The 22,888-nt window shown below is 51.8% G+C and carries 15 protein-coding genes, 1 pseudogene and 1 riboswitch; of the genes and pseudogenes, 9 read left to right on the top strand and 7 right to left on the bottom strand.

The window, feature by feature from the left end; all coding sequences use genetic code 11:
- Window positions 1-243 precede the first annotated feature (243 nt).
- Window positions 244-411, bottom strand: a pseudogene (locus tag LBW88_RS13955) (ESPR domain-containing protein); the annotation flags it as partial.
- 441 nt (window positions 412-852) lie between these two features.
- On the opposite strand from LBW88_RS13955, the gene LBW88_RS13960 reads away from it, so the two are divergent.
- From LBW88_RS13960 to LBW88_RS13980, 5 genes are all read left to right on the top strand, one after another.
- Window positions 853-1,476 (top strand): response regulator, encoded by a 624-nt coding sequence (locus tag LBW88_RS13960; RefSeq protein ID WP_224932870.1) that lies wholly within the window; start codon window positions 853-855, stop codon window positions 1,474-1,476.
- Window positions 1,476-4,973, top strand: coding sequence for a response regulator (locus LBW88_RS13965; RefSeq protein ID WP_224932871.1), 3,498 nt, complete (start codon window positions 1,476-1,478; stop codon window positions 4,971-4,973). The genes LBW88_RS13960 and LBW88_RS13965 overlap by 1 nt, the downstream gene beginning before the upstream one ends.
- A 95-nt stretch (window positions 4,974-5,068) precedes the next feature.
- Window positions 5,069-5,704 carry a response regulator transcription factor gene (locus LBW88_RS13970; RefSeq protein ID WP_224932872.1) on the top strand — a complete coding sequence of 212 codons (636 nt, stop codon included), beginning with the start codon at window positions 5,069-5,071 and terminating at the stop codon, window positions 5,702-5,704.
- A gap of 93 nt (window positions 5,705-5,797) precedes the next feature.
- Window positions 5,798-6,355, top strand: coding sequence for a lipid IV(A) palmitoyltransferase PagP (gene pagP / locus LBW88_RS13975; RefSeq protein WP_224932873.1), 558 nt, complete (start codon window positions 5,798-5,800; stop codon window positions 6,353-6,355).
- Window positions 6,345-7,850, top strand: a complete 1,506-nt coding sequence (locus LBW88_RS13980) for an alpha/beta hydrolase (protein WP_224932874.1) — start codon at window positions 6,345-6,347, stop codon at window positions 7,848-7,850. Before pagP ends, LBW88_RS13980 begins: the two co-directional genes overlap by 11 nt.
- On the opposite strand, the gene LBW88_RS13985 is transcribed toward LBW88_RS13980, so the two are convergent.
- From LBW88_RS13985 to LBW88_RS13995, 3 genes are read right to left on the bottom strand one after another with little or no spacing between them, the layout of a single operon-like run.
- Complete coding sequence (locus LBW88_RS13985; protein ID WP_224932875.1) at window positions 7,840-8,805, bottom strand: acyltransferase; 966 nt, start codon at window positions 8,803-8,805, stop codon at window positions 7,840-7,842. The genes LBW88_RS13980 and LBW88_RS13985 overlap by 11 nt on opposite strands.
- Window positions 8,802-11,864, bottom strand: coding sequence for an efflux RND transporter permease subunit (locus LBW88_RS13990; RefSeq protein WP_224932876.1), 3,063 nt, complete (start codon window positions 11,862-11,864; stop codon window positions 8,802-8,804). The genes LBW88_RS13985 and LBW88_RS13990 overlap by 4 nt, the downstream gene beginning before the upstream one ends.
- Window positions 11,864-12,949, bottom strand: a complete 1,086-nt coding sequence (locus tag LBW88_RS13995) for an efflux RND transporter periplasmic adaptor subunit (protein ID WP_224932877.1) — start codon at window positions 12,947-12,949, stop codon at window positions 11,864-11,866. The genes LBW88_RS13990 and LBW88_RS13995 overlap by 1 nt, the downstream gene beginning before the upstream one ends.
- 758 nt (window positions 12,950-13,707) lie before the next feature.
- Here LBW88_RS13995 and LBW88_RS14000 point away from each other — a divergent pair.
- Entirely contained in the window at window positions 13,708-16,395 is a 2,688-nt protein-coding gene (locus tag LBW88_RS14000) for a cation-transporting P-type ATPase (RefSeq protein WP_224932878.1), read from the top strand.
- Window positions 16,396-16,512: 117 nt separating this feature from the next.
- Here the strand turns inward: LBW88_RS14000 and LBW88_RS14005 are convergent, their stop codons facing one another.
- Together LBW88_RS14005 and LBW88_RS14010 are read right to left on the bottom strand one after the other, a co-directional pair.
- Entirely contained in the window at window positions 16,513-16,827 is a 315-nt protein-coding gene (locus LBW88_RS14005; RefSeq protein WP_224932879.1) for a hypothetical protein, read from the bottom strand.
- 38 nt (window positions 16,828-16,865) lie between these two features.
- Window positions 16,866-17,225, bottom strand: coding sequence for a hypothetical protein (locus tag LBW88_RS14010; RefSeq protein WP_224932880.1), 360 nt, complete (start codon window positions 17,223-17,225; stop codon window positions 16,866-16,868).
- Between the two features lie 549 nt (window positions 17,226-17,774).
- A riboswitch (TPP riboswitch) is annotated at window positions 17,775-17,904 on the top strand.
- Window positions 17,905-18,003: 99 nt separating this feature from the next.
- On the opposite strand from LBW88_RS14010, the gene LBW88_RS14015 reads away from it, so the two are divergent.
- From LBW88_RS14015 to LBW88_RS14025, 3 genes are read left to right on the top strand one after another with little or no spacing between them, the layout of a single operon-like run.
- Window positions 18,004-19,086: a long-chain fatty acid--CoA ligase gene (locus tag LBW88_RS14015; RefSeq protein ID WP_224932881.1), complete on the top strand. Its 1,083-nt coding sequence runs from the start codon at window positions 18,004-18,006 to the stop codon at window positions 19,084-19,086.
- On the top strand, window positions 19,083-20,534 hold the full coding sequence (locus LBW88_RS14020; protein ID WP_224932882.1) for an acyl-CoA reductase: 1,452 nt from the start codon (window positions 19,083-19,085) through the stop codon (window positions 20,532-20,534). The genes LBW88_RS14015 and LBW88_RS14020 overlap by 4 nt, the downstream gene beginning before the upstream one ends.
- Before the next feature lie 26 nt (window positions 20,535-20,560).
- Window positions 20,561-21,328 (top strand): 3-oxoacyl-ACP reductase, encoded by a 768-nt coding sequence (locus LBW88_RS14025; protein ID WP_224932883.1) that lies wholly within the window; start codon window positions 20,561-20,563, stop codon window positions 21,326-21,328.
- Between the two features lie 135 nt (window positions 21,329-21,463).
- Here the strand turns inward: LBW88_RS14025 and LBW88_RS14030 are convergent, their stop codons facing one another.
- Window positions 21,464-22,702: an acyl-CoA dehydrogenase family protein gene (locus LBW88_RS14030; RefSeq protein ID WP_224932884.1), complete on the bottom strand. Its 1,239-nt coding sequence runs from the start codon at window positions 22,700-22,702 to the stop codon at window positions 21,464-21,466.
- Window positions 22,703-22,888 lie beyond the last annotated feature (186 nt).

Consider the following 22,888-nt stretch of genomic DNA (forward strand, 5'->3'; position numbering starts at 1 on the left):
ACGTAATTTACCCAGAGCAATCGCCTCTCGTACAGACATGCGAACATACCCTTGATCACCAGCTGAAATTGAACTCCAGTTGCTTGAAGCCAGTCGGGAATCTTGCGTTATTGACTGAATATTACCGCCATCTTTTGACGTGAAGGTATTGAGCTCAATATCTACCGGTAATGCCGCTAGAGCAGGCGCGCCCATTGCCAAAGCAAGCGCACTCAGAGAAAACAATCCCATTGAACGAACCATGTGAGAAGCACTTCTTTTGCTCCCACAGTTTGACTTGGTTTTACCTGATGTTAATTCAGATGTGACATCGAAACGCCCTAATGTGCTGTTCCATTTAACTCTAAAAATCTTATTCATGACGTAACCTAATTTATTTAAGACGTAAAGAACCCTGCCCGTGAGAGGCATTCTTTGATGTGATAATGATTTACTTCGTCAACAGAAGTACGCTAATGAGTAACCAGAAGCCTGAGCAAAATGCGATCAGCGCAAGCCAGGTTGTTGCTCTTAAATTAACAGTCGACGAAGGCAGATGTTTTTTTGTGATATTCATTACTACTCCAGATACGGATATCAAAATCATGGCACCGTACGTCTCTACGTCCTCAGCCATGAATACCTGATTATTTTCCCATCCGTCTGAATTAAAAAGAATGAGAAGATCTTACGCGCCCTGTAGGACATGGACTACAAATCCTCAGGAAAGCCCAATTAATGTGATTGAAATCTAAGGTTATAGGAGTGATAGAAATATTTTGTAGGACATGGACTACAGAGGGTTAATACGCGTTGTTTGTTCTTTATTGCTGGGCTACGATTAATAAAACGTCAAAACTCCAAAGGATTGTCATGGCCAATTTCATCATCATTGATGATCATCCTCTTGCCAGACTAGCTATGCGACATATGCTTGAAAAAGAAGGGCATAGCGTTGTTGCTGAATCAGGCGAAGGAGAGGGTGTTGACCAGCTGGTTAGTCAAAATCGTGTGGATGCACTGATTGTTGATATTGATTTGCCCGGGATGAATGGCATTGAAATGATATCTCTATTACGTAAATCAGGTGTCAAATTGCCCGCCATCGTGATGAGTGGGAAAAATGCGGACTATTATTCTGTGGAAAGCATGAAAGCTGGTGCGAATGGCTTTATCAGTAAGAAGAATAATCTTGAAGACCTGCTACAGGCTATCAATGCAGTGTTTTCTGGCTACGGTTATTTCCCTCTTAGAATGCATAAAGCCTATGAAATATCCGGGCCTGAAAATGATAATGATAAAATACAATTACTTTCCAAAAGAGAGTTTGAGGTGTTGAAATACTTATCTGAAGGCAAAGAGATCATCAATATCGCTAATCGCATGAAAATTAGTAATAAAACCGTCAGCACCTATAAGACAAGGCTCATGGAAAAGCTGGGACTAAAAAACCAACGTGACATTCTTGATTTTACCCGCAGGAATCATATTAGCTAATGCTACGAAATATTTTAATTTCACTTGTTTTATCTTGGTTTTTTTCTGTCTCTGTCTTCGCTGAGATGGCGAATTTAAGATACAATTCGATCAATGCCGATGCCATTTCAGCGCCAAATCTAACTGATGTTGAGTGGCGATGGCTTGGTAGAAAACAAGAAATTAATCTCGGTTTTTATGGGCTCGCGCGCCCCCCTCTCGTGAACATTGCACCAGATGAAGAATTATCAGGTTACATCCCCGATCTCTCCTATCTAATAACGCGAAGTTTGGGGGTGAGGATGAATACAATTCATTTCACAACTAAACCTGAAGCGATGGATGCACTTAAGAACGGCAGTATCGATTTACTTCTTCAACCTGCAGGTGAATCATTGGCTGGTGAGTCGGAAATGTACTCAAGCGTTGACGTCCTCCCTGCCACTCCGGTCATTATCAGTCGCCTTGCAGACATTAAAAGTAAAGAGTCAAAGAATCTCCCATTGACTCTCTCACCTGCATATCCCGCCCCCATGAATGTACTGATGGGAATGAGCCAGGTTCCTGACAGCCGAGCATTGCTTCCTGCACTAGAAGCTTACTACCTGATTCAGCGAAACTTTGCTGATACGCTTGCCATTACTGGCGCTTCCAGTGAAGCCCTTCCTGACTATCATTTCCTGCTCAGAAAAGATGAACTCTTGTTAACCCATGTCATGAACCAAGCTTTGGCGCATTTGGCACAGGATCCAGCAGGCCGTTCTTTGGCTTCCCGTCGAGACGAAGATAATGTTGTGCGCTTTTTTACTTCAGCATTGCCACTAACCTCTACTGAACAAAGATGGCTTAAGCAGCATCGCGAAATTAGCGTCGCTTCATCATCATTTATCGCCCCATTTTTCTTATTAGAGTCCGATGGCGAGCAACGTGGGGTGATGCCAGACTTGCTGTCACTCATCAGCGTGAAGACTGGACTCAAATTCAGATTTGAAGAAGAGGATGACAGTCAGAAACTGAAAACGCGACTGCAGAATGACAACATCCTGATGACCGGTCCGATAGTGTGGAGTGAAACGCGTAATAAAGAGTTTCTACTTACCCGACCGTTTATGTACAGCCCTGAAGTGCTTATCACCCAAGCAGGCTTTGATGAGAAGAAAATTAAAACCGCAGCGCTAGTGCGTGGTCAGGATGCTACAGAGTGGTTTATCAAGCATCGACCTGATGTTCAGGTAACATACGTAGGGAACCCCGGCCTGGCAATGCATTGGGTGGCAGAAGGTAAGGTGGATGCCACGATTAATACGTTGTACAGCAGTCGATATTTTATCGAAGGTCTTTATCCTGACACCCTCCAGATAAGACGCTCTTTACCTGTCCCCGATGCGGCTATTACTCTTGCTATAAATCGCAGTGAGCCTGAACTCTTCGGTGTGATGAATAAGGCCATAGCGGCACTGCCACCCAGTGCTATCTCCCGGATAGTGTCGCGCTGGCAAAGTATGCCTGCCGCGCGTTTTGAAACCTGGAATATTTACCAGCGCGAGTTCTATATTGGGGCAGCAGCAGCATGTCTTATTTTACTGAGTGCTGGAATATGGGCATTCTTTCTCCGGCGCGAGGTCAAACGCACACGCAAGGCAAAAGTACTTCTTAGAGAAGAGATTTTATTTCGTGACCGATTGATTAATGGGCCGCCGAGGCCCGTATACGTGGTGGACCTCGACGGTACAATCCTTCATGCCAATAAAGCGTTCAGTGCATTTTTCACTACTGAGCAGCAGCCATTGTTGGCATTTAACCTCTATGACACTCGGCATCCCTTGTTTCCTGTATGGACGAAGCTCATTCAGCAACTGGATAATGCCGCGCCGGTCAATGAGGCCGAATTTGATATCCATGTTGGGAATGATGTACGAACGGTAAATCACTGGATGACTGCTTATAAAGATAACGCCGATCACGTGGGAGGTATCATCTGCGGCTGGCAGGATGTCACGGATTATCTAAGTATGCAGAACGAATTAACACTCGCCCGCACCGATGCGGTGCAGGCGAGCGAGACCAAAAGCCGATTCCTTGCCAGTATGAGCCATGAAATCCGCACTCCGCTGAGTGCCATCGTTGGGCTATTGGAGTTACAGGTACAAGAAGGCCGCAGTGATGCAGAACTGATTCGCGTCGCGCATGACTCTTCACTCAATCTGCTGGAGTTGATTGGTGACGTATTGGATATCTCTCGTATCGAATCAGGCAAGATGACGTTAAATCCTGATTGGTGCCGAATCAGCGCATTAATTCAGCCGCTGGTGAATACCTTTAGTGGCCTGGCACGGCAGAAAGGATTGACACTGACCATGGACCTTCCTCCGATTGAATGGGAGATTCTGGTCGATAGCCATCGATTGCGACAGATCCTTTCTAATCTCATCGGGAATGCAGTGAAGTTTACAGAACAGGGCAATGTGCTAATTAATGTCATGTTAAATACAAGTGACGAAGAGCACCGCCTGGCTATCGAAGTTATCGATACCGGGCCGGGAATTGCTTACGAAGCGCAGCAGAGATTATTTTCGCCATTCGAACAGGGGGGCCACTCGACTTCAGGCGGGAGCGGATTGGGACTTGCCATTAGTCGTGAACTTGCTCAGTTGATGGCAGGGGATGTCACTTTGCGCAGCATGCCAGGTAAAGGCACCACACTTCGTATAGCCATCCCCGTTAGCGTCAGGCGTCCTGAATTCAGCGAAACTGATGCCTCTGAAAAACCGATTACAGCGCTTACATCTTTGCATATTCTTGTTGTGGATGATCATCCGGCCAATCGCCTGCTTATCACAAGACAACTCACTCTGATGGGACATAGTGTGTCAGAGGCGAGTAATGGACAACAGGGTCTGGCGCAGTGGATGAATGAAAACCCCGATGTGGTGATTACCGACTGCAGTATGCCAGTAATGGATGGTGTTGAGATGTCACGTCGTATTCGTGAGGTGCATGATGGTGAGGTGGTGATAATTGGGATGACCGCGAATGCGCAGGAGTCCGAACGGCAACGCTGCCTCGCGGCGGGCATGAATGATTGTTTATTCCGACCAGTAAGTCTTCAGCACCTGGCTTCGGCGCTTGCAACGCTCATTGAAAAGGATCATTCAGATGAGGAAACGCTGGATGATTGGCTTGACCTTGCAAAAGTAGCGGCTTTCCTTCCTGAGAGCCCCAAAGAAATCAGTCAATTTATTTCGACAGTGATAACGGAATCTCGGCAGGATATTAAGCAGGCTAAAACAGCTGTCATGAATGCTGATTATGCCACTGCCCAACGTTACTTCCACCGAATGGCTGGAACCTTAGGGGTTATTGGTGTGCAGAGAATGACTGATATCTGTGAACTGCTGGAAGAGTTAACCGCAATGCACGAAGAAAAAGATATTTTACTGTTTCATCTTGTCAATGCCGAACAACACTTAGAGAAATTTAATCAAGTTTTTTTGATTTCAGAAGCTTACTGCCCATAACCAGGACATTTCATACAAATGCGTCCAGCCTTGTCTGATTCGCATATTCCTCCCTGGCGTGTCTAATACTGATTGCCATCGAGGAGAAGATATATATGTTTAAGTTGACAGTGCTGGATAATGACAAGTGGATCGCTGAAGGTATTGCTTACTATTTTGCGGAGAGGCATATATTAACCTGCATACCTGAGACAATAAAGTCGAAAGAAGTAATCAATTTGGTTGCCGGTTCTGACATTGTCATCAGTGAACTTTCGGCATATGGTCGGGATGTGCAGTTTTTTTCAGAAATATTGGTTAAAATAAGTACAAATTTGCCTGGTATACGTCTGATACTGCTTACCGATATCCATGTGCCTGCGCTTATCGGCTATATTCAGAAATTAATGCCAAATGTCACTATTCTCTCAAAACGTAGTGATATTAAAGTGCTGGCGGATGTGGTCTTTAACCGCGATGGAGGTGGAAATTTAACGGAAGATAGAATATCCATTGATCAGAATACGTTACCTTTAACCTCAAAAGAATTCAGTCTTTTACGCTCACTGGCCAGTGGACAGAGCCTCGTCAATATTGCTAAAGCACTTAATGTAAGCGGTAAAACAGTGAGTCATCATCGAACGAGTATCATAAAAAAACTGAACTGCTGTAACGTCATGGGATTAACTCAAGCATTAGTAGATATGGGTTTTTCACTGCCAAACACCTCAACCCCAACTCAACAACTATAATATTCCCTGACGGTCTGCCCGGTATGGGCACACAGATCATGCTGGCTGTTTCTCTTGCTCACTATCATCGGTGCTTTTGCAGAAGGATAACCCATGCGTACTTTTCTGGTGGCGTTGTGCGTCTCGTTGAGTGTCTGGACATTGCCGGTGCTGGCGGCGGGCACACTCAGTGACGGCTGGGAATGGCTCAAGCAGGACGTCTCGCAAACCTGGGAGCAGCCACAATATTACGACCTCTATTTGCCGTTCATCAGCTGGCATGCGCGTTTCGCCTACGACAAAGACAAAACCGACAACTACAACGAATCGCCGTGGGGCGGGGGTTTTGGTGTGTCGCGCTACAACGAGGACGGTGACTGGAGCGCGCTGTATGCGATGGCATTTAAGGATTCGCATAACATGTGGCAGCCGATTATCGGTTATGGCTGGGAGAAAGGCTGGTATCTGGATGAGGCACGCGATGTGCGTTTAGGGCTGGGGCTGACGGCGGGCATCACCGCGCGTGATGATTTTGCCAACTATGTGCCACTGCCGATTGTCCTGCCGCTGTTCTCCGCAGGCTATAAAAATCTCAACGTGCAGTTCACCTATATTCCAGGTAGCTACAACAACGGCAATGTGCTGTTTGCCTGGTTCCGCTATGGCTTCTGACAGGGTGCAGCGTTCACCCACGCTTAAGTGGCTGAAGAGAATCGCCTTGGGCGTGGTTTCTTTGCTGATCATGTTTTTACTGATTCGCGGCTATCAGTCGGAGCAGGGGCCACCGCTACATCGCTGGCACACCTGGGCGGCTGATGAAATGACTGTGGATCAAATAGATCACGCCACCTTCGCCGATTATCTGGCGCAGGAAAATGTGATCTTCCAGCAGATGAAACACAACGTCTCGGACCAACTGAGTGACGAAGAGAAAACCTCGCTAAACCGCTATTACGCGCAAAGCCCGGTCTATCCGGCAGGATTTGCCACTGACTGGAATCGCTCGTTTGTGCTGAAACCGACGGGTGAAATCAAAGGTGCGGTGGTGCTGCTGCACGGATTAACGGATTCGCCTTACAGCATGCGTTATCTGGCACAGGCGTATCAGCAACAAGGCTATGTTGCGGTAGTGCCAAGGCTTCCTGGTCATGGCACCGTGCCGGGTTCACTGACCAAAGTGGACTGGAAAATGTGGCTGGCCGTGACGCGTCTGGCCGTGCGTGAGGCCACGCGCTTAGCGGGAACGCAAGTCCCGTTGCATCTGGTGGGCTACTCCAACGGCGGCGCGCTGGCGATGAAATATGTGCTCGATTCTCAGCAGAATCAAAATCTTCGCAAACCGCAGCAGGTGTTGCTGTTGTCACCGATGATTGGCGTGACGGCTTACGCTCGATTTGCTGGATTAGCCGGTTGGCCGGCGGTGTTCCCGGTGTTTGCCAAAGCCGCGTGGCTCAATATCGTGCCGGAATATAATCCGTTTAAATACAATTCGTTCCCGGTGCGAGCGGCGCGTCAGTCCTGGCTGCTAACCCAGGCGTTGCAGGAACAGATCGTGCAACTCGCCCGCGATGGCGAAATCCGTGGTTTACCGCCGGTGCTGACGTTCCAGTCGATTCTCGATTCCACCGTGAGTACTCGCGCGGTGGTCAATGCGCTGTATCGTTATCTGCCGGATAACGGCAGCCAGTTAGTGATTTTCGATATCAACCAGGCGGCCAACTTACGCGCGCTGTTCCGGCCTGCACTGTATTCAGCGGTCAACGACTTACTGCCTGCCGCGCCGCGTCATTACGCCACAACGGTGATCACCAACGCGTCGCCCACCACCTATGACGTGGTCGCCCGCATCACGCGTGCCGGTCAAACCAACGAAGTGACGCGCTCGCTGCATCTGGCGTGGCCGCAGGATATGTATTCCTTGTCGCATATCGCCGTCCCTTTCCCGCTCACCGATTCGCTGTATGGCCGCGAACCCATCGAGAAAAATCGTTATGGCATCAGCCTCGGCACCATTTCACTGCGCGGAGAAACTTCCAGCCTCACCGTGGGGCTCGACACGTTGATGCGCAATACCTCGAATCCGTTTTTCGCTTATATGATGGCGCAAATTAATGGACGGATTGCCTGCGGTCAGCAGCCGGATCTGCAACAGTGCCTTAAAGAGTAATGACTTTTTTCAGCAGCGTGCTGGAGAGAATCAGCCGGGCAATCAGCACGGAGAGGGCAAAGGTCACCACAATGAGCGTGAGTTTGGTGGCTAGCGAGGTAATCGGTATGAGCGCGGTGACGATGTGAAACACCGAATAATGCATGATGTACACCCCGGTCATGGTTTTACTCACGGTAGCCAGCAGGGTTTCTTTGAGGGCTACATGACGACGAAAGCGCACGCCGCTGGCGGCTAACACCAGTGCCACCACCAGCAGGTAAATTTGTGAGCCGGTGAGGAGGAAGGCATTGCGATCGGCTTTAAACAGCGCGAAGAAGAAGTGCTGCTCGTACAACCAGGTGAACAGATAAATAAAGGGCAGGGCGCAGGTGGCGACGAGGGCGACTTTTCTCTGATTCAGCCAGTCGGCAATCACCGGTTCACACAATAGCTGGCCAGTAAGATAAAACAGCAACCAGGTCCAGATGCGGTATTGCGGCGCGAGACTGAAAACCCGCACGTCGGGATACAGCACCGATAGCAAATCGTAGCCATAAGAAAACGCCAACAGAGCAACGACCAGCGCGCAAAATGCGAGGCGATGCAGGCTGAGCCAGGAAAGCAGCGGATTGAAGCTGTAAATCACGATAAACGAGAACACAAACCACGGCTGAATCAGGTAACCGCGCTGGTAAGGTTCCCAGAGATAGTAAATCGTCATCCAGAACAGAAACACGATCACCACATTGCGGATCTTGTTGAGCTGCCAGCGAATATCCTGCTCGGCCTGGCTATCCATAATGCCCGCCACCACAAAAAACAGCGGGGTGGCGATGGTGGAGATAAACGTCAGGAACGCCAGAATCCAGTGGTAATCATAATCGTAGCGATCCCAGGTGTTATACAGCGTAAAAAAGGTCACGGCCGCCATGCAGCCGAGTGTCTTAATGACATTCAGCCCGGTGGCGTTCATGCTGACGTCGCTTTCTCAGCGCGGTGGAAGCAGGCGTAAATCACCGGCAGGACCAGCAGCGTCAGTATCGTCGCAAAGCCCAATCCAAACATAATCACCACCGCCATGCTCTGGAAAAACACATCGCGCAGCAGCGGTGCCAGGCCTAACACCGTGGTGAACGCGGTCAGCAGAATCGGGCGCAAGCGCGATGTGGCGGCATACAGAATCGCGTCATGCTGCGCTTTGTCCTGTTTCTGTTGCTCAATCTCTTCCACCAGCACAATACCGTTACGGATCAGCATGCCGCTCAGGCTCAGTAAGCCAATCAACGCCATAAAGCCAAACGGAATGCCGGTGAGTAAGAAGCCTGGCGTCACACCAATCAGCGCTAACGGCACCGTCAGCCAGATCGCCACCGCGTTTTTCAGTGAGCTAAACATCAGCACGGTGATCACAAACATCACCAGATAGCCCAACGGTAAAGTGGTGAATACGCCTTGCTGCGCCTCGCTGGAGTTTTCGGCATCGCCGCCCCATTCAATGCTGTAACCGTGCGGCAGTGAGATCTGATCAATTTGCGGTCTCACCCGCGCCAGAATATCGCCGGAAGTATCGCTGCTGAGCGGACTGGGATCGGTCATCACCGTCAGCACGCGGCTGCGGTCGCGCCGCAGAATTAAAGGATCTTCCCATTCAAGATTGAAGCCACTCACCACATTGCTGAGCGGAATATAGTGCTGCTGGCTTTGACTCCACACCAACACGTTGTTGAGATGATTGGCATCCTGCCGTTCGCTGGCGGGCGGACGCACCACCACTGGCAGTAAATCCGCGCCTTCACGATATAAACCGACGCGGCTGCCGGTGAAATTCATTTGCAGCGCGTTATCGATCTCCTGCTTATCCACGCCCAGTTCGCGCCCTAACGCCGGATTGAACTGCGGACGAATCACCTTGCTGCGGTTTTGCCAGTCATTGCGCACGCTGTCGGTGGCGGGATCTTGCGCGAGAATATCGCCGACTTCACTGGCAATCAGGCGCATGCGATCGGGATCGGGGCCTTTAATACGCACCTCAATGGCGCTGCCACCAGAAGGGCCAAACATCACCCGTTTAGTACTGGCGTTCACCTGTGGATACTGACGGGCGATATAGTCATCCACGCGGCGTGACAGTGCGGCGATATTGCGCTGATCGTCCATGCGCACCATGATTTGCGCATAGTTGCTGTACTGCCGCTGCCCATTGTAAGTGAGGATAAAGCGCATGCTGCCCTGGCCGACGGTGGTGACCGTAGACACCACGCCTTGCTGCCCGGTGATCGACTTCTCAATATCGCTGGCCATTTGTTCGGTAGCTTTGATGTCCGTGCCGTACGGCAGCCACAGATCGACAAAGAAGATCGGCGTGTTAGACGAGGGGAAGAAGTTCTGCCGTACGCCGCCAAAACCCCAGATCGCCAGCGCCAGCAGGGCAGCCATCACCGCAAGCGTGACGGTTTTCTGCTGCAACAGTGCGTTGAGCGTGCGTTGGTAGAGTCGATAAAAACCGCCATCGTAGGGCGAGGCTTCAGCGGCGGGCGTTGCCGTGTTACTCGTTTTAAACAGCCACCATTTGATCAACACCGGCGTGATGGTCAATGCTGAGAACCAGCTCAGCATCAGCGAAATCAGCAGCACCTGGAACAGCGATTTGCAGTATTCACCGGTGGAATCCTGAGACAACCCAATCGGTGCAAATGCCAGTATTGCAATGATCGTGGCACCCAACAGCGGGAAAGCTGAACGCCGGATAACAAAGTTGATCGCCGAGGTGCGCGATGAACCTTGCTGACGCGCAATCAAAACCCCTTCGACGATCACAATCGCGTTATCCACCAGCATGCTGAGGGCGATAATCAATGCACCCAGCGAAATACGCTGCAGCTCAATGCCCCACAAATACATGATTAGCAGGGTGCCCAGCACATTCAGCGCCAGCGAGAGTGCGATTATGATGCCGCTACGCACGCCCATAAAGATCAGCAGCACACCCACCACAATCGCCAGCGCCATCAGGAAGTTGGTGATAAAGCCGTTGACGGAGTGCGCCACTTCCGCCGCCTGATCGTAAAACGTATTAATTTGAATGCCAGCCGGTTTTTCCGCCGACATCTGCTGCAGTTTGGCTTCCAGTGCGCGCCCCACATCTATCACGTTGACGCCAGGGATAAAGGAGACGCCCATGGTGACCGCCGGGCGGCCGTTAGCGTGATAGATGCTGGAAGGGGATTCACTCAACCCGCGAGACAGCGTGGCGATGTCGCGTAAGCGAGTGGTGGCGGTGTCACCAACGGGGCTGATGAGCAGGTCGCTCAGCTCATCGATATTTTCAAATTCCCCGGTGGGGTGCAGACGAATCGATTCGGTGCCGGATTTGATTTCTCCCGCGCTGGAGACCACATTCAGGCGGCTGAGTGCGGCGGAGAGTTGGGCCGGGGTAATGCCGCGCGCCGCCATTTTCGTCAGTGAGACATCGACATTAACTTGCTGCGGGATGGCACCGCCAATCGCCACCTTGCCGACGCCGGGAACCAGCACCAGTTCTCGCCGCAGCTGTTCAGCGTATTGCACTAATTCAGGATTACTGAAATTGTCACCGGAAATGGCAAAGAAAAAGCCGAATACATCGCCAAAATCGTCATTAACGAAAGGCGTCGCCACGCCGGGTGGGAAAAAGCGTGACGCATCACCCACGCGCCGCCGTAGTTCATCCCAGATTTGCGGCAGTTCATTAGAGTGATAGCGCGAAGCAATATTCACCGTGATTTGCGACAGGCCGTTGGAGGAGATGGAACTGACGTTGTCCAGAGAGGGTAATTGCTGCAGCGCATTCTCTAACGGCAGCGTCACCTCTTCTTCCACCTGCTGCGCAGAAGCTCCGGGATATTGTGTGACGATCACCGCCGTTTTGATGGTGAAGGCAGGATCTTCCAGGCGACCAATATTGAGCAGGGCAAAAATACCCCCCAGCCCTAACAGCAATATCGCCAGCCAGACGCGAATCGGGTTATCAATAAACTGTTTGGAGATGTCCATTACAACCCTCGCTCACGCGTCCAGATGCGTACCGGCTGTTGCGCATGCAGTTCATTCACACCAGCTGCGACCACGCGTTCACCGGCTTTCAGTCCATCGGTGATCACCACCCCCTGGTTGGTGACTTCGCCGACGGTGACTTTACGATCTTCCAGCTTGAGCTGATCGCCGCTACCTTGCACCACCCAGACATGAGGTTCATTGCGCTGGTGACTGTCGGGGTTAAACACCGCTTCGACCGGCACAACCAGGGCCGCATGATTCACATTGGCGGGAAGGTTGGCAAGATTGACCGTAACGGTGCCACTGACGCCACCCACGGCAGGAAAATCGGCAGGACGCGGCATGGTTAAGATCACCTGCCAGGTCAGCGTGTTGCTGCTACTGCTGCCGGTGTGCTCTTTGTATTCAGCCTGAAATTCGCGATCCGGCAGGGTGTTAATCCTCACCACCGGGCGGTACGTCATGTTGCGGATATCCAGCGCAGTGAACAGGTTTTCCGGCACGTTAAACAACACATCAAGTAGATCGGTGCGCGTCAGGGTGGCGATGGTTTGGCCCGCCGCGATCACCTGATGATTACGCACGTTGACCGTCGCCGCAGTGCCGCTAAATGGGGCGCTTAAGGTCATCTGACTTAACTCTTCGCGGGCGATTTGCAGGGTGGCATTCGCGGCATCACGGTTGGCGCGCTGGACGTCCATTTCAGCCTGAGAAATCGCCTGACGACCGGCCAGCGTCTGGAAGCGTGCAAACTGTCGTTGAGCCAGCGTGGCGGCGGTCTGGCGTTCGTTAACGCGCTGCTGCGCCTCACGTGCCACCAGCCTGGCAATCACTTGCCCCTGTGTCACGTTGTTGCCCTGACGAATCTCCAGGGCATCGATCTGTCCACCCCGTTTAAAGGAGAGATCTGTGGAATCACCCGATTCAATGCGTGCGGGAAAGATGCGTTGCTGAGCCTCACCGGAAGCCACCACCTCAACCACTTTCACCATGCGTGGCAGGGGAGCGACTTCCGTTTTTTTTTGATCGCAACCTGTTGTTATAAATATAACAATGGCGATCAGCGGGAAATAACGCATCACGAGTTTGTCCTCAATCAGCAATCTTGAATTAATTATTGGCGTTATTATTAGCGAGGTTCTTATTCGCCGAGCATAGAAACGACGGCGTAGGTAAATAACCCCACGGCAGAACAGGTTACAATAGCGATAACCACATAAAGACTCAGGCGCAGCAGACTATAGTCCGGCATCGTTACCTCCATTAACAGTGGGCGAATTAGAGTCATCTCACTGCGGTCGGATAGGAGTGACGGTTAGGGTTTATTTGTTAAGCATGAGCATAGCTGTGGATATCCAAAAATGTAAAGTTTGATAAATGCCATATCTTTGGCGCAACTCATGGAATTTAAATCTGATTTATTTGTTTTAATCAGAGCTATAAACCAGCTTAACAACATAAAAACAAAGTGTGGCTTTTCCCGCTATTTCATTAACATAGGGGTGGGTTAATTTATTTTCGTTAAAAATAGCTTATTTATCTTTGGTTTAAAATTCCTCTGAAAACTAATTTTTGATTGCGGATGAATTTCCTCATAAAAACAGAGTGAGTTGAATGGCCTGTGCTACGTTTATAACGTTCATTTATCTTGTCAAAAGTTCGGCGTATAGATTATTTCCCTGCTCAATTTCGTTGAGCAGCCATTAATGACATGTCTTTCAGTTATAAACGGGACTCACCTCAGGCAGTACGTGGATGTTCGTCTTTGTATTTAAAGAGGATCTGTTAATAACGCGATGTCACCGCCTTGATTTCCGAAACAGGATTTGAGGAGAAAGCGATGAATACTGCTAAATCGGAAAGGTCGTACTATCAGCTTTCTGTCGATGAAACCTTGAGCCAGACAGAGAGTTCAGTTGAAGGTATCTCGGGTAGTGAAGCCACGGCCCGCTTACAAAAATACGGTGAAAATGCCCTGCCGCAAAAACCGGGCAAGCCCGCATGGCTGCGCTTCCTCGCCCATTTTAATGATGTGCTGATTTATGTGTTACTCGCTGCCGCGCTGCTGACGGCGGTGATGGGCCATTGGGTCGATACGCTGGTGATTCTCGGCGTGGCGGTGGTCAACGCGTTGATTGGTCATATCCAGGAGAGCAATGCGGAAAAATCCCTGCAAAGCATACGCAATATGCTCTCCAGCGAAACGGTGGTGATCCGCGCGGGCAAGCACGAAACCCTGCCGACCACCGCACTGGTGCCGGGGGATGTGGTGGTGATCCGCGCCGGGGATCGTATCCCCGCTGACCTGCGCGTGATCGAAGCCCACAATCTGCGCGTGGAAGAGGCGATACTCACCGGGGAATCCACGGTGGTGGAGAAAACCACCGATGCACTGACGGGAGAACTTCCGTTAGGCGATCGCACCAACTTGCTGTTTTCGGGAACGACGGTCAGTTCCGGTGGTGGTACAGGGCTGGTGGTGGCTACCGGTGGAGATACCGAACTGGGGCACATCAACCAGATGATGTCCGATATCGAAAAGCATCGTACGCCGTTGCTGGTGCAAATGGACAAGCTGGGTAAAGCCATCTTCCTGATTATTCTGGCGATGATGGCCGCGCTGTTTGTCTTCAGCCTGCTGTTCCGCGACATGCCGGTCTCCGAACTGATGTTGTCGTTGATCAGTCTGGCAGTGGCCTCCGTGCCCGAAGGCTTGCCCGCCATTATCTCCATCATCCTCTCCCTCGGCGTGCAGACCATGGCGAAGCAGCAGGCGATCATTCGTAAGCTGCCGACGGTGGAAACGCTGGGCGCGATGACGGTGATCTGCTCGGATAAAACCGGCACGCTGACCATGAATGAGATGACGGTCAAAGCGGTGATCACGGCGGATCATATTTACCGGGTAGACGGAGACAGCTATGAACCGGTCGGTGCGATTCATAAAGCGGATGACGCCGTGCCCGTTACGGTCACTGGCGGTTCTCTGCTGGAACAGTATCTGCGCACCATCGATCTGTGTAATGACAGTCAGCTGATTAAGGATGAGAGCGGCTACTGGAAAATCACCGGTGGGCCGACTGAGGGCGCGCTCAAGGTGCTGGCCGCCAAAGGGCAGTTGCCGGTGGTCACGACCGAGTTACGCAGTAAAATCCCGTTCGATTCTCAATACAAATACATGTCGACGCTGTACCGCATTGGCGATGAAGAGCGTGTGCTGATTACCGGCGCGCCGGATGTGCTGTTCCGACTTTGTCAGCAGCAGCAAACCGAACACGGCCTTCAACCCATCGATATCGGCTGGTGGGAAGGCAAGATTGAAGAGTATGCGCGCGAAGGGCTGCGCATGGTTGCAGCGGCATGGAAACCGGCGTTACCCGGACAAACTGAACTCACCCATCAGGATCTGCAACAGGGCGTGATTCTGCTCGGGATTGCCGGAATGATGGATCCGCCGCGCCCTGAAGCCATCACCGCCATTCGTGACTGCCTGCAGGCTGGCATACGCGTCAAAATGATCACCGGTGACCACCCGCAAACCGCGATGAGCATTGGCCAAATGCTGGGGATTGGCAATGCGGGTTCAGCCATTACCGGGCGCGAACTGGAAGTGATGGACGATCACCAATTAAGCGATGCCGCGCAGGCCTACGACATCTTCGCTCGTACCAGCCCGGAGGATAAATTCCGCCTGGTTCAGGCGTTGCAGAGTAAGCAAGAAGTGGTCGGCATGACTGGGGACGGCGTGAACGATGCACCCGCCCTGAAACGCGCCGATGTCGGCATTGCGATGGGCATTAAAGGCACCGAAGTTACCAAAGAAGCTGCCGATATGGTGCTAACGGATGACAACTTCGCCACCATTGCCAGCGCGGTACGGGAAGGGCGCCGGGTTTATGACAATCTGAAAAAAACCATCCTGTTTATTATGCCCACTAACCTGGCGCAGGGGTTGCTGATCATCATCGCGCTGCTGGCGGGTAATCTCATTCCGCTGACGCCAGTGCTGATTCTGTGGATGAACATGGCGACGTCGGCCACGCTGTCGTTTGGTCTGGCGTTTGAGGAGGGTGAAAAAAACATCATGCGTCGGCCACCGCGCGATCCCAAACTGCATGTGATGGATGGATTCGCTATCTGGCGCGTGGTGTTTGTTGGTTCAATGATTGCGATAAGCGCGTTTGTGCTGGAAGCCTGGCTGCAGCCGCGTGGCTATTCCCCGGAGTTTATCCGTACCGTGCTGTTGCAGACGCTGGTCACCGCGCAATGGTTCTATATGCTCAACTGCCGTGTGTCAGATGGCTTCTCACTGAGTAAAGGCCTGTTGCTGAACAAAGGTATCTGGATCGTCAGTGCGGTATTGCTGGTGCTGCAATTACTGATCATCTACGCGCCGTTTATGCAGTTGCTGTTCGGCACCACTGGACTGCCATTCCGCTATTGGGTGATCACCTTCATCATCGGATTCGTGATGTTCCTGATTGTTGAGGTTGAGAAACCGCTCACCCGCCGATTCAGAACGGCTTGAGTCTGTTGCCGCCCGTCGCGCTGGTGACAGCGCTGCGGGCGGTGTTTTAGACGATGCATGTTGATTTCGGGCTAAAAGATTGGATTTAAACGTCCCAGGACATTCGCTGTCATCAAGTCACAGAGGAAAATGTCGCACGGGCTCAACAACCTTCATCGGTTTCTTTCTCTTCGGTTTTGTCGCCCTGCACAACGCTGGCATGGTCGCATTATCCTTCGCTAACTCGATGGTTTTGTTAACAGTGATGCAGCACGGGCAGTAATGAACATTCGCATATTGCGCTGCAGCGACGGTGAATGCCTGACCGTGGTTATACATACTGCCAATAAAAGCCCGTGAATCGATACCGGGTAACTGTTCACATCCTGCGGTATGCAAAAGCAAGCCCCTGCGGGCGTGATCGCATACGTAATACTTCGTTGCCTTGTACATTTTTATTTATCCGTTTGCTGTGTGAGTCAATGGACTCATTAAAGTTTGTCGTATTCGATATCTTGTAAATTTGAACATCTCACTACGGCCTGGAACTCAGATTGCCCACCACGGCTAGCCAAAGTAAACGGAACGATTATACGTGTGCCATTTTTTGCTACGCCTTCATTGTGCAACAGAAGAGAACCCAGGGTGATTCTGTTTTTCCCAAACATTTCGGTATGGGCTTTTTCAAGCAGGTCTTTTTCTACGGCAATAAGCGCATCACGACTGTGAACGGTCAGACAGGCTATTTCATCATTTTGATTTTCTATGCTCTGCGAATATACCTCATAACCCGACGCAGACAAAATGATCCCCAGGGCACAAAGTGCCCCAACCTTAGCAGATGTTTTCATTTTAAATTCCCTTGAATGTTTCACCAACAGTCTCTGGTCTAACTAACGGAAAATCAAGAGTATTTATGGTTGATTTGTTGAAATGAATTGATGTGTATTGCAGATGTCGGCTGGTCATTATCTGATAATGGACGGGATAAAATCTGATTATTACGTACCACAATAAAATCCTGTGAGATTTATTGAAGAGTAACTCAAACAAATAAACCGTGCATTAAAGCCAAAGTACAACAAATAACCTGGTTAAGGATTTGTTAATGATTGAAATGTTGCAGACTCATGACATTTTTTCATTGCAGAAGTTATGGTCAGTTGGTACCAGATGATAAAAACTCACAGCCTGCTAATTCAGCAGCGCTGTTTACAGTGATCAATGAATCACCGTGAAGCTGGAACCGCGGGTAGTGCCTCTGATCAAATCAAAAGATCAGTGTGTTAAAACGGCAAATGGTTTAACCTTGAAATACTGTCAGCAGTGGATTTTAAGTAACCCCAATAAAATCAGTGTTTTGAGTGGGCTTTTATTGAGTGACCTTTTGATTGACTGCGACTTGTTCCAGGGGGGGCCCGGTTAGCGGGCTGAGATTCTACCCGCCAGTGTTATACACGCGGGCAACGTAGTGACCCTACGAACCTGATCCGGCTAATACCGGCGTAGGGAGCGGAACACAGGGCGACACTGCGTCCTGATCCCATCTTTGTGCTTTGTAGCGGACAGACTCGACTCATCAGGCCCGGCCTGAGAGATTTCGCGCAATCGCAACAGGTGGACCCGCATATGACTGAAGCTGCTTTGATCGACGCTTTGCTGACCTTTCTTCAGCGTCAGGACACAACCGACGACGATTTTAACCGCCTGGCGCTCGCCATCTTCGCGTATCAATTCGAACACAATACCCCTTATCGACGCTTCGCCATGCAACGCGGCCGCACGCCCTTTACGGTGAAAAACTGGCGCGCCATTCCGGCGATTCCTATCACAGCGTTTAAGGGTCTGACGCTGAGTTGCCATGCCACCGATGACGTCGAAGCGGTGTTTATGACCAGCGGCACCACCGGCACAGTGAAGGGGCGCAGCTATCATCCGACGCTTGATGTCTGGAAATGTTCGATGACGCAGAATTTCCGCCAGCGCTTTATGGCGGGTGAAGAGCGGATTCGCATGGGCATTTTGTTCCCTGATAATCGGGCGCTGCCCAACTCTTCGCTGGCGCATTACCTGACGTTAGCAATGGAAAAATTTGGCACCGCCGAGAGTGAAGTGCTGCTGGATGACAGCGGTATCGCAATGGATCGCCTTTTCGCTGCGCTTGAGCAGGCGGAAGCGCGAGGTGAACCCTATGCGCTACTGGGCGCGAGCTACAGCTTTGTGCATCTGCTGGATGAGATGCAGCGCCAGAAACGCTGCTTTGCGCTGCCAGCTGGCAGCCGCATTTTGGATACCGGCGGATTTAAGGGGCAATCACGCGAAATTGAAGCCGAGCAGTTTTATGCCGAACTGAGTGCGGCGTTAGGTGTGCCGCGCACACACTGCATCAACATGTACGGCATGACTGAACTGAGCAGCCAGTTTTATGACGATGGCAACGTGGCCTGTCCCTCCGTGAAATCCGGCCCGCACTGGATCCGCACGCGCGTGGTCAATCCGCTGACGGGCGAAGAGGTGGCGGAAGGTGAGATTGGCGTGCTGGTGCACCACGATCTGGCCCACTTCAATTCAGTGTCTGCCTTACTGACCGAGGATGCTGGCCGGGCAGTGGCGGGCGGCTTCCATCTGCTGGGCCGGGTTACCGGAGCGGATGCGAAGGGCTGTTCGCTGGCGATGAAAGAGTTCCTTGCTGCAGCACAGGGTGCAGTGTGAAAGAGGTCGCGGGTTATTTACCGGGATGTTTATCGCCTGAAGAGGTGCAGTGGCGCACGCTGAGTTTTAGCCATCACGGCCAGCAATTGGATGTCGACGTCCCCGATCTGAATCCGGCACAAATTACACTTCTGAGCGCCCATCTGCGCGATCACGCTCGCGCTTATCTCAAGACGCTGAGCGTGGCGAAAATCGTGACGATTATTGATGAGGCCATTGCGCGTTTGCTGGATCGAAGCCATCCGCTGCGCCGCAAGGCCGAAACGCTGCTGCCGATTGTCACCGGTTATGACGCCGGGATGATTCGCCTTGGGCTTACCGGATACCTCAAAACCTTTCGACAGCCGCAGCTCAAGCGCTTTTTGGCTGAGGACTTCAGCGATCCGCAGCTGCTGGATGACTTCCAGCCGCGACCTAATGGCGGATTTGCGCGTGCGTTTGGCCCTGACCTTCTTCTGCATATCTGGGCAGGGAACGTGCCAGGTCTACCGCTATGGAGTCTGATTTGCGGACTGCTGGTGAAAGCGGGCAGCGTGGGTAAACTGCCCGGTGCTGAACCGTTGATGGCGGGCTGGTTCGCGCAACTGCTGGCTGAGATCGACCCTCAACTTGGCGAATGCCTGGCGGTGGTGTGGTGGAAAGGCGGCGAAGCAGAAGCAGAAAAACACTGGTTAACACAGCCTGATGTGGTGATGGCTTATTGTGGCAACGCCGCACTGGCTGCTATCAAACAGCAGCTACCGGTTACCACGCGTTTTCTACCGCATGGCCATAAAATCAGCGTTGGGCTGGTGGCGCGTTCGGCGCTGGATACAAGGCAGGGCGTCGATCTGGCGCAGCGCGTGGCTTATGACGTCATGCGCTATGACCAGGCGGGATGTTACTCACCGCAAATGCTGTTTGTTGAACGCGGCGAACGCATCTCGCCACAGGAATTCGCGGAGTATATTGCCCATGAACTGCGTGCGCTGGCGCGCAAGTATCCGCGTCGCGCGCTGTCTTTGGCGGAAGTTAACAGCGTGGCGGCCTGGCGCAGCCGTGAAGAGATTCGCGCGCTGCAGGACGATCGCATTCTTTTCGGCGAGCCAACGGACAGCTGGGCGGTGGTCATGGTGGATGGCCCCGAAGCTCTGATGCCGTCGGCACTCGGACGCACCCTCAAAGTGGTGGCCGTGGATGAAATTGATGATGCGATTGCATTGATGACGCAGCAGAAAATCTACCTGCAAACGGCGGCGGTAGCGGCCGCGCCTCGGGAGCTGTTTCATCTCGCCGCACGTCTGGGGCAAGCCGGCATTACCCGCATTACCGCCTTTGGTAGCATGACATCGCCCGCCGCCGGATGGCATCACGATGGCCGCTTCAGCCTGCTGGATCTGGTCACTATCACGGAAATAGAGGCATCTGCTGAAACCGCCGCTGAGCGTTTTGCGCCCTATGCGGATTGAATCCACGTTTTTACAGGAGGTAAACGATGAAATTTGCTGATCAAACGATTCTGGTGACGGGTGCGAGCAGGGGGATTGGCGCGGCTATCGCGCAGGCGTTCGCCGCTGAGGGTGCGCTGGTGGTGGTGAACTACCTGCGCAGTGAAGCCGCAGCGATGGAAGTGGTAAAAAGCTGTGAAGCACTGGGCGGTTCGGCCATCGCGATTCGCGCTGATGTCACCTCGGCGGAGCAGGTGGCGGCGATGATGGAGCAGATCGCCAACACCACCGGTCGTCTGGACGCGGTGGTGAACAATGCTTTCGCGCCCTATGTTTTCGATACCGATAACCGACAACGCTTTTGGGAAACGTCATGGCAGGGCTACCAGAGCCAGTTTGACGGTGCCGTCGGCGCGGCCTACAACGTCTGCCAGGCCGCGTTGCCGCTGATGCGTTCGCGCACACGCGGCAGCATCATCAATCTTTCCAGCGATTTGGTGGCCCGCCCATCTGTTCCTTACCACGATTACATTACGGCAAAATCTGCATTAATAGGTTTTAGCCGTTCACTCGCGGCAGAACTGGGGCCGCTGGGGATTCGCGTGAACTGCGTCGCGCCGGGTCTGGTGTATCCCACCGATGCCAGCAGCGCCACGCGAGAAGATGTGCGTGAGTTTATCACCGCACAAACGCCGCTGCGCCGCATTGCCGAGCCAGCGGATGTCGCCGGTCCGGTGATGTTTTTAGCCTCAGAGTGGAGCGAGTTTGTCACCGGGCAAACGCTGTATGTGGATGGCGGGTTGGTGATGGGGTGACGGGGGAAGTCACCCCCAACAGAGTGAGAATGGCGCATAGTTTAAGGCCCCATTCTCACATCTCATTAATCACAAAAAGCCGCTTCGACTTGCCAGACCAAAGCGATCAATATGACTCAAACACAAACGGAGTCGTTATTTTTCTTGCGGATTATCTGCTATACCAATTCGCCATTGTTCTGGCGGTAACGTACCGTTTACGGCGAAATCACCGACGATGCGATCTTTATAGATACGGGGATTATGTGATGAGAGTGTACGGGCATTGCGCCAGAAACGGTCCAGTGCCAGTGGTTTCAATGTGGCTGAAGCTCCTAATGCATCAAAGAGTGTTGAACTGGCATTAAGCAATAAGTCGGTAACCACATTGAGTGACTGAGAAACTTCCAGCTCTGCAATCGCAACGCTATGCGTTTTCTGCTGTTCATCATTCTGCTGCTGTGCTTCATAAGCGCGTTGTAATGACTGAGCGGCATGTTGCACGATGGCGCCACTGGTATAAGCTGCACTACGCAAGCGGCCAACAACCTGAAGTATTTGCGCATCATCCGCTGCGCGTGGAGCGTTACCGTTGCTGTAAGTGCGGGTACGGGCGGCGACTAATGAGGCGACTTCACCACTTTGCGCGCGGCCAATGCCGGCAAGCGTAGCCAGATGAATGAGTTGATAAAACGCCGGGGCATAACCAAAGTGCGCATCTTCGCGAATATCGGCGTGCGGAATCTCAACGTTTTCAAATATCGCGGTACCGCTGGCGGTGAGTGTTTGCCCAAAGCCGTTCCAGTCATCCAGTACGGTGACGCCCGGCGCGGTGCGAGACACCGTCACTGATACGCCTTTGTGGTTCTCATCGGTCAAACCAATATTGATCCAATCGGAATAAAGTGAGCCGGTGGTGTAGAATTTTTTGCCATCTAATCGCCAGCGATCGCCGCTGCGCTTGATTTGTGTCGAGAACACCGTCTGGCGCGCCTCACCGGTTTCACTCCAGGCTGGACCGACAATTTCACCCTGTGCAATGCGGGTGAACCATTGCTGCCTGAAGGCTGTATCACTGCTACTGAGCACATTTTCGACGAAGCCGAAGTGACCGCGCAAGGATTGCACCAGGTTTGAGTCTGCTTCGCCAAGTTCGATCAGCAGATTAAACAATTCTGGTAAAGTGGCCTCCAGCCCGCCAGCGCTTTTGGGCAGTCTTAATGCGGTGAAACCGCTCTTTTTAAGCCATTCAATCTCTTCTAATGGCGGTTGACGTTCGAGTTCACGAGCAATGGCTCCGGCGCGAATGCGGGTAAACAGCGGTCGAAACGTCTCTGCGAGCTGTTCATATCTTGCTGAAGAGGGCGCTCCCCATCCTGATTCAATCTGCGACATGGCATTAGCCTCCACTCAAAAAATACGTTCATGTCGAGGCACTATGCATTTCCTTCTTACCGTCTTTTAATGTTAATTTCTGCTAAGGATATTAATCTGGCGGTTAATATATTTATTTCCATTATCTGGAACAGAAATTCATTTTTTCATATTAATTCCCGGTAATGATATTTGCTGTTGGGGATA

It is taken from the genome of Pantoea sp. alder81, assembly GCF_020179835.1.
Taxonomy (GTDB): Bacteria; Pseudomonadota; Gammaproteobacteria; order Enterobacterales; family Enterobacteriaceae; genus Pantoea.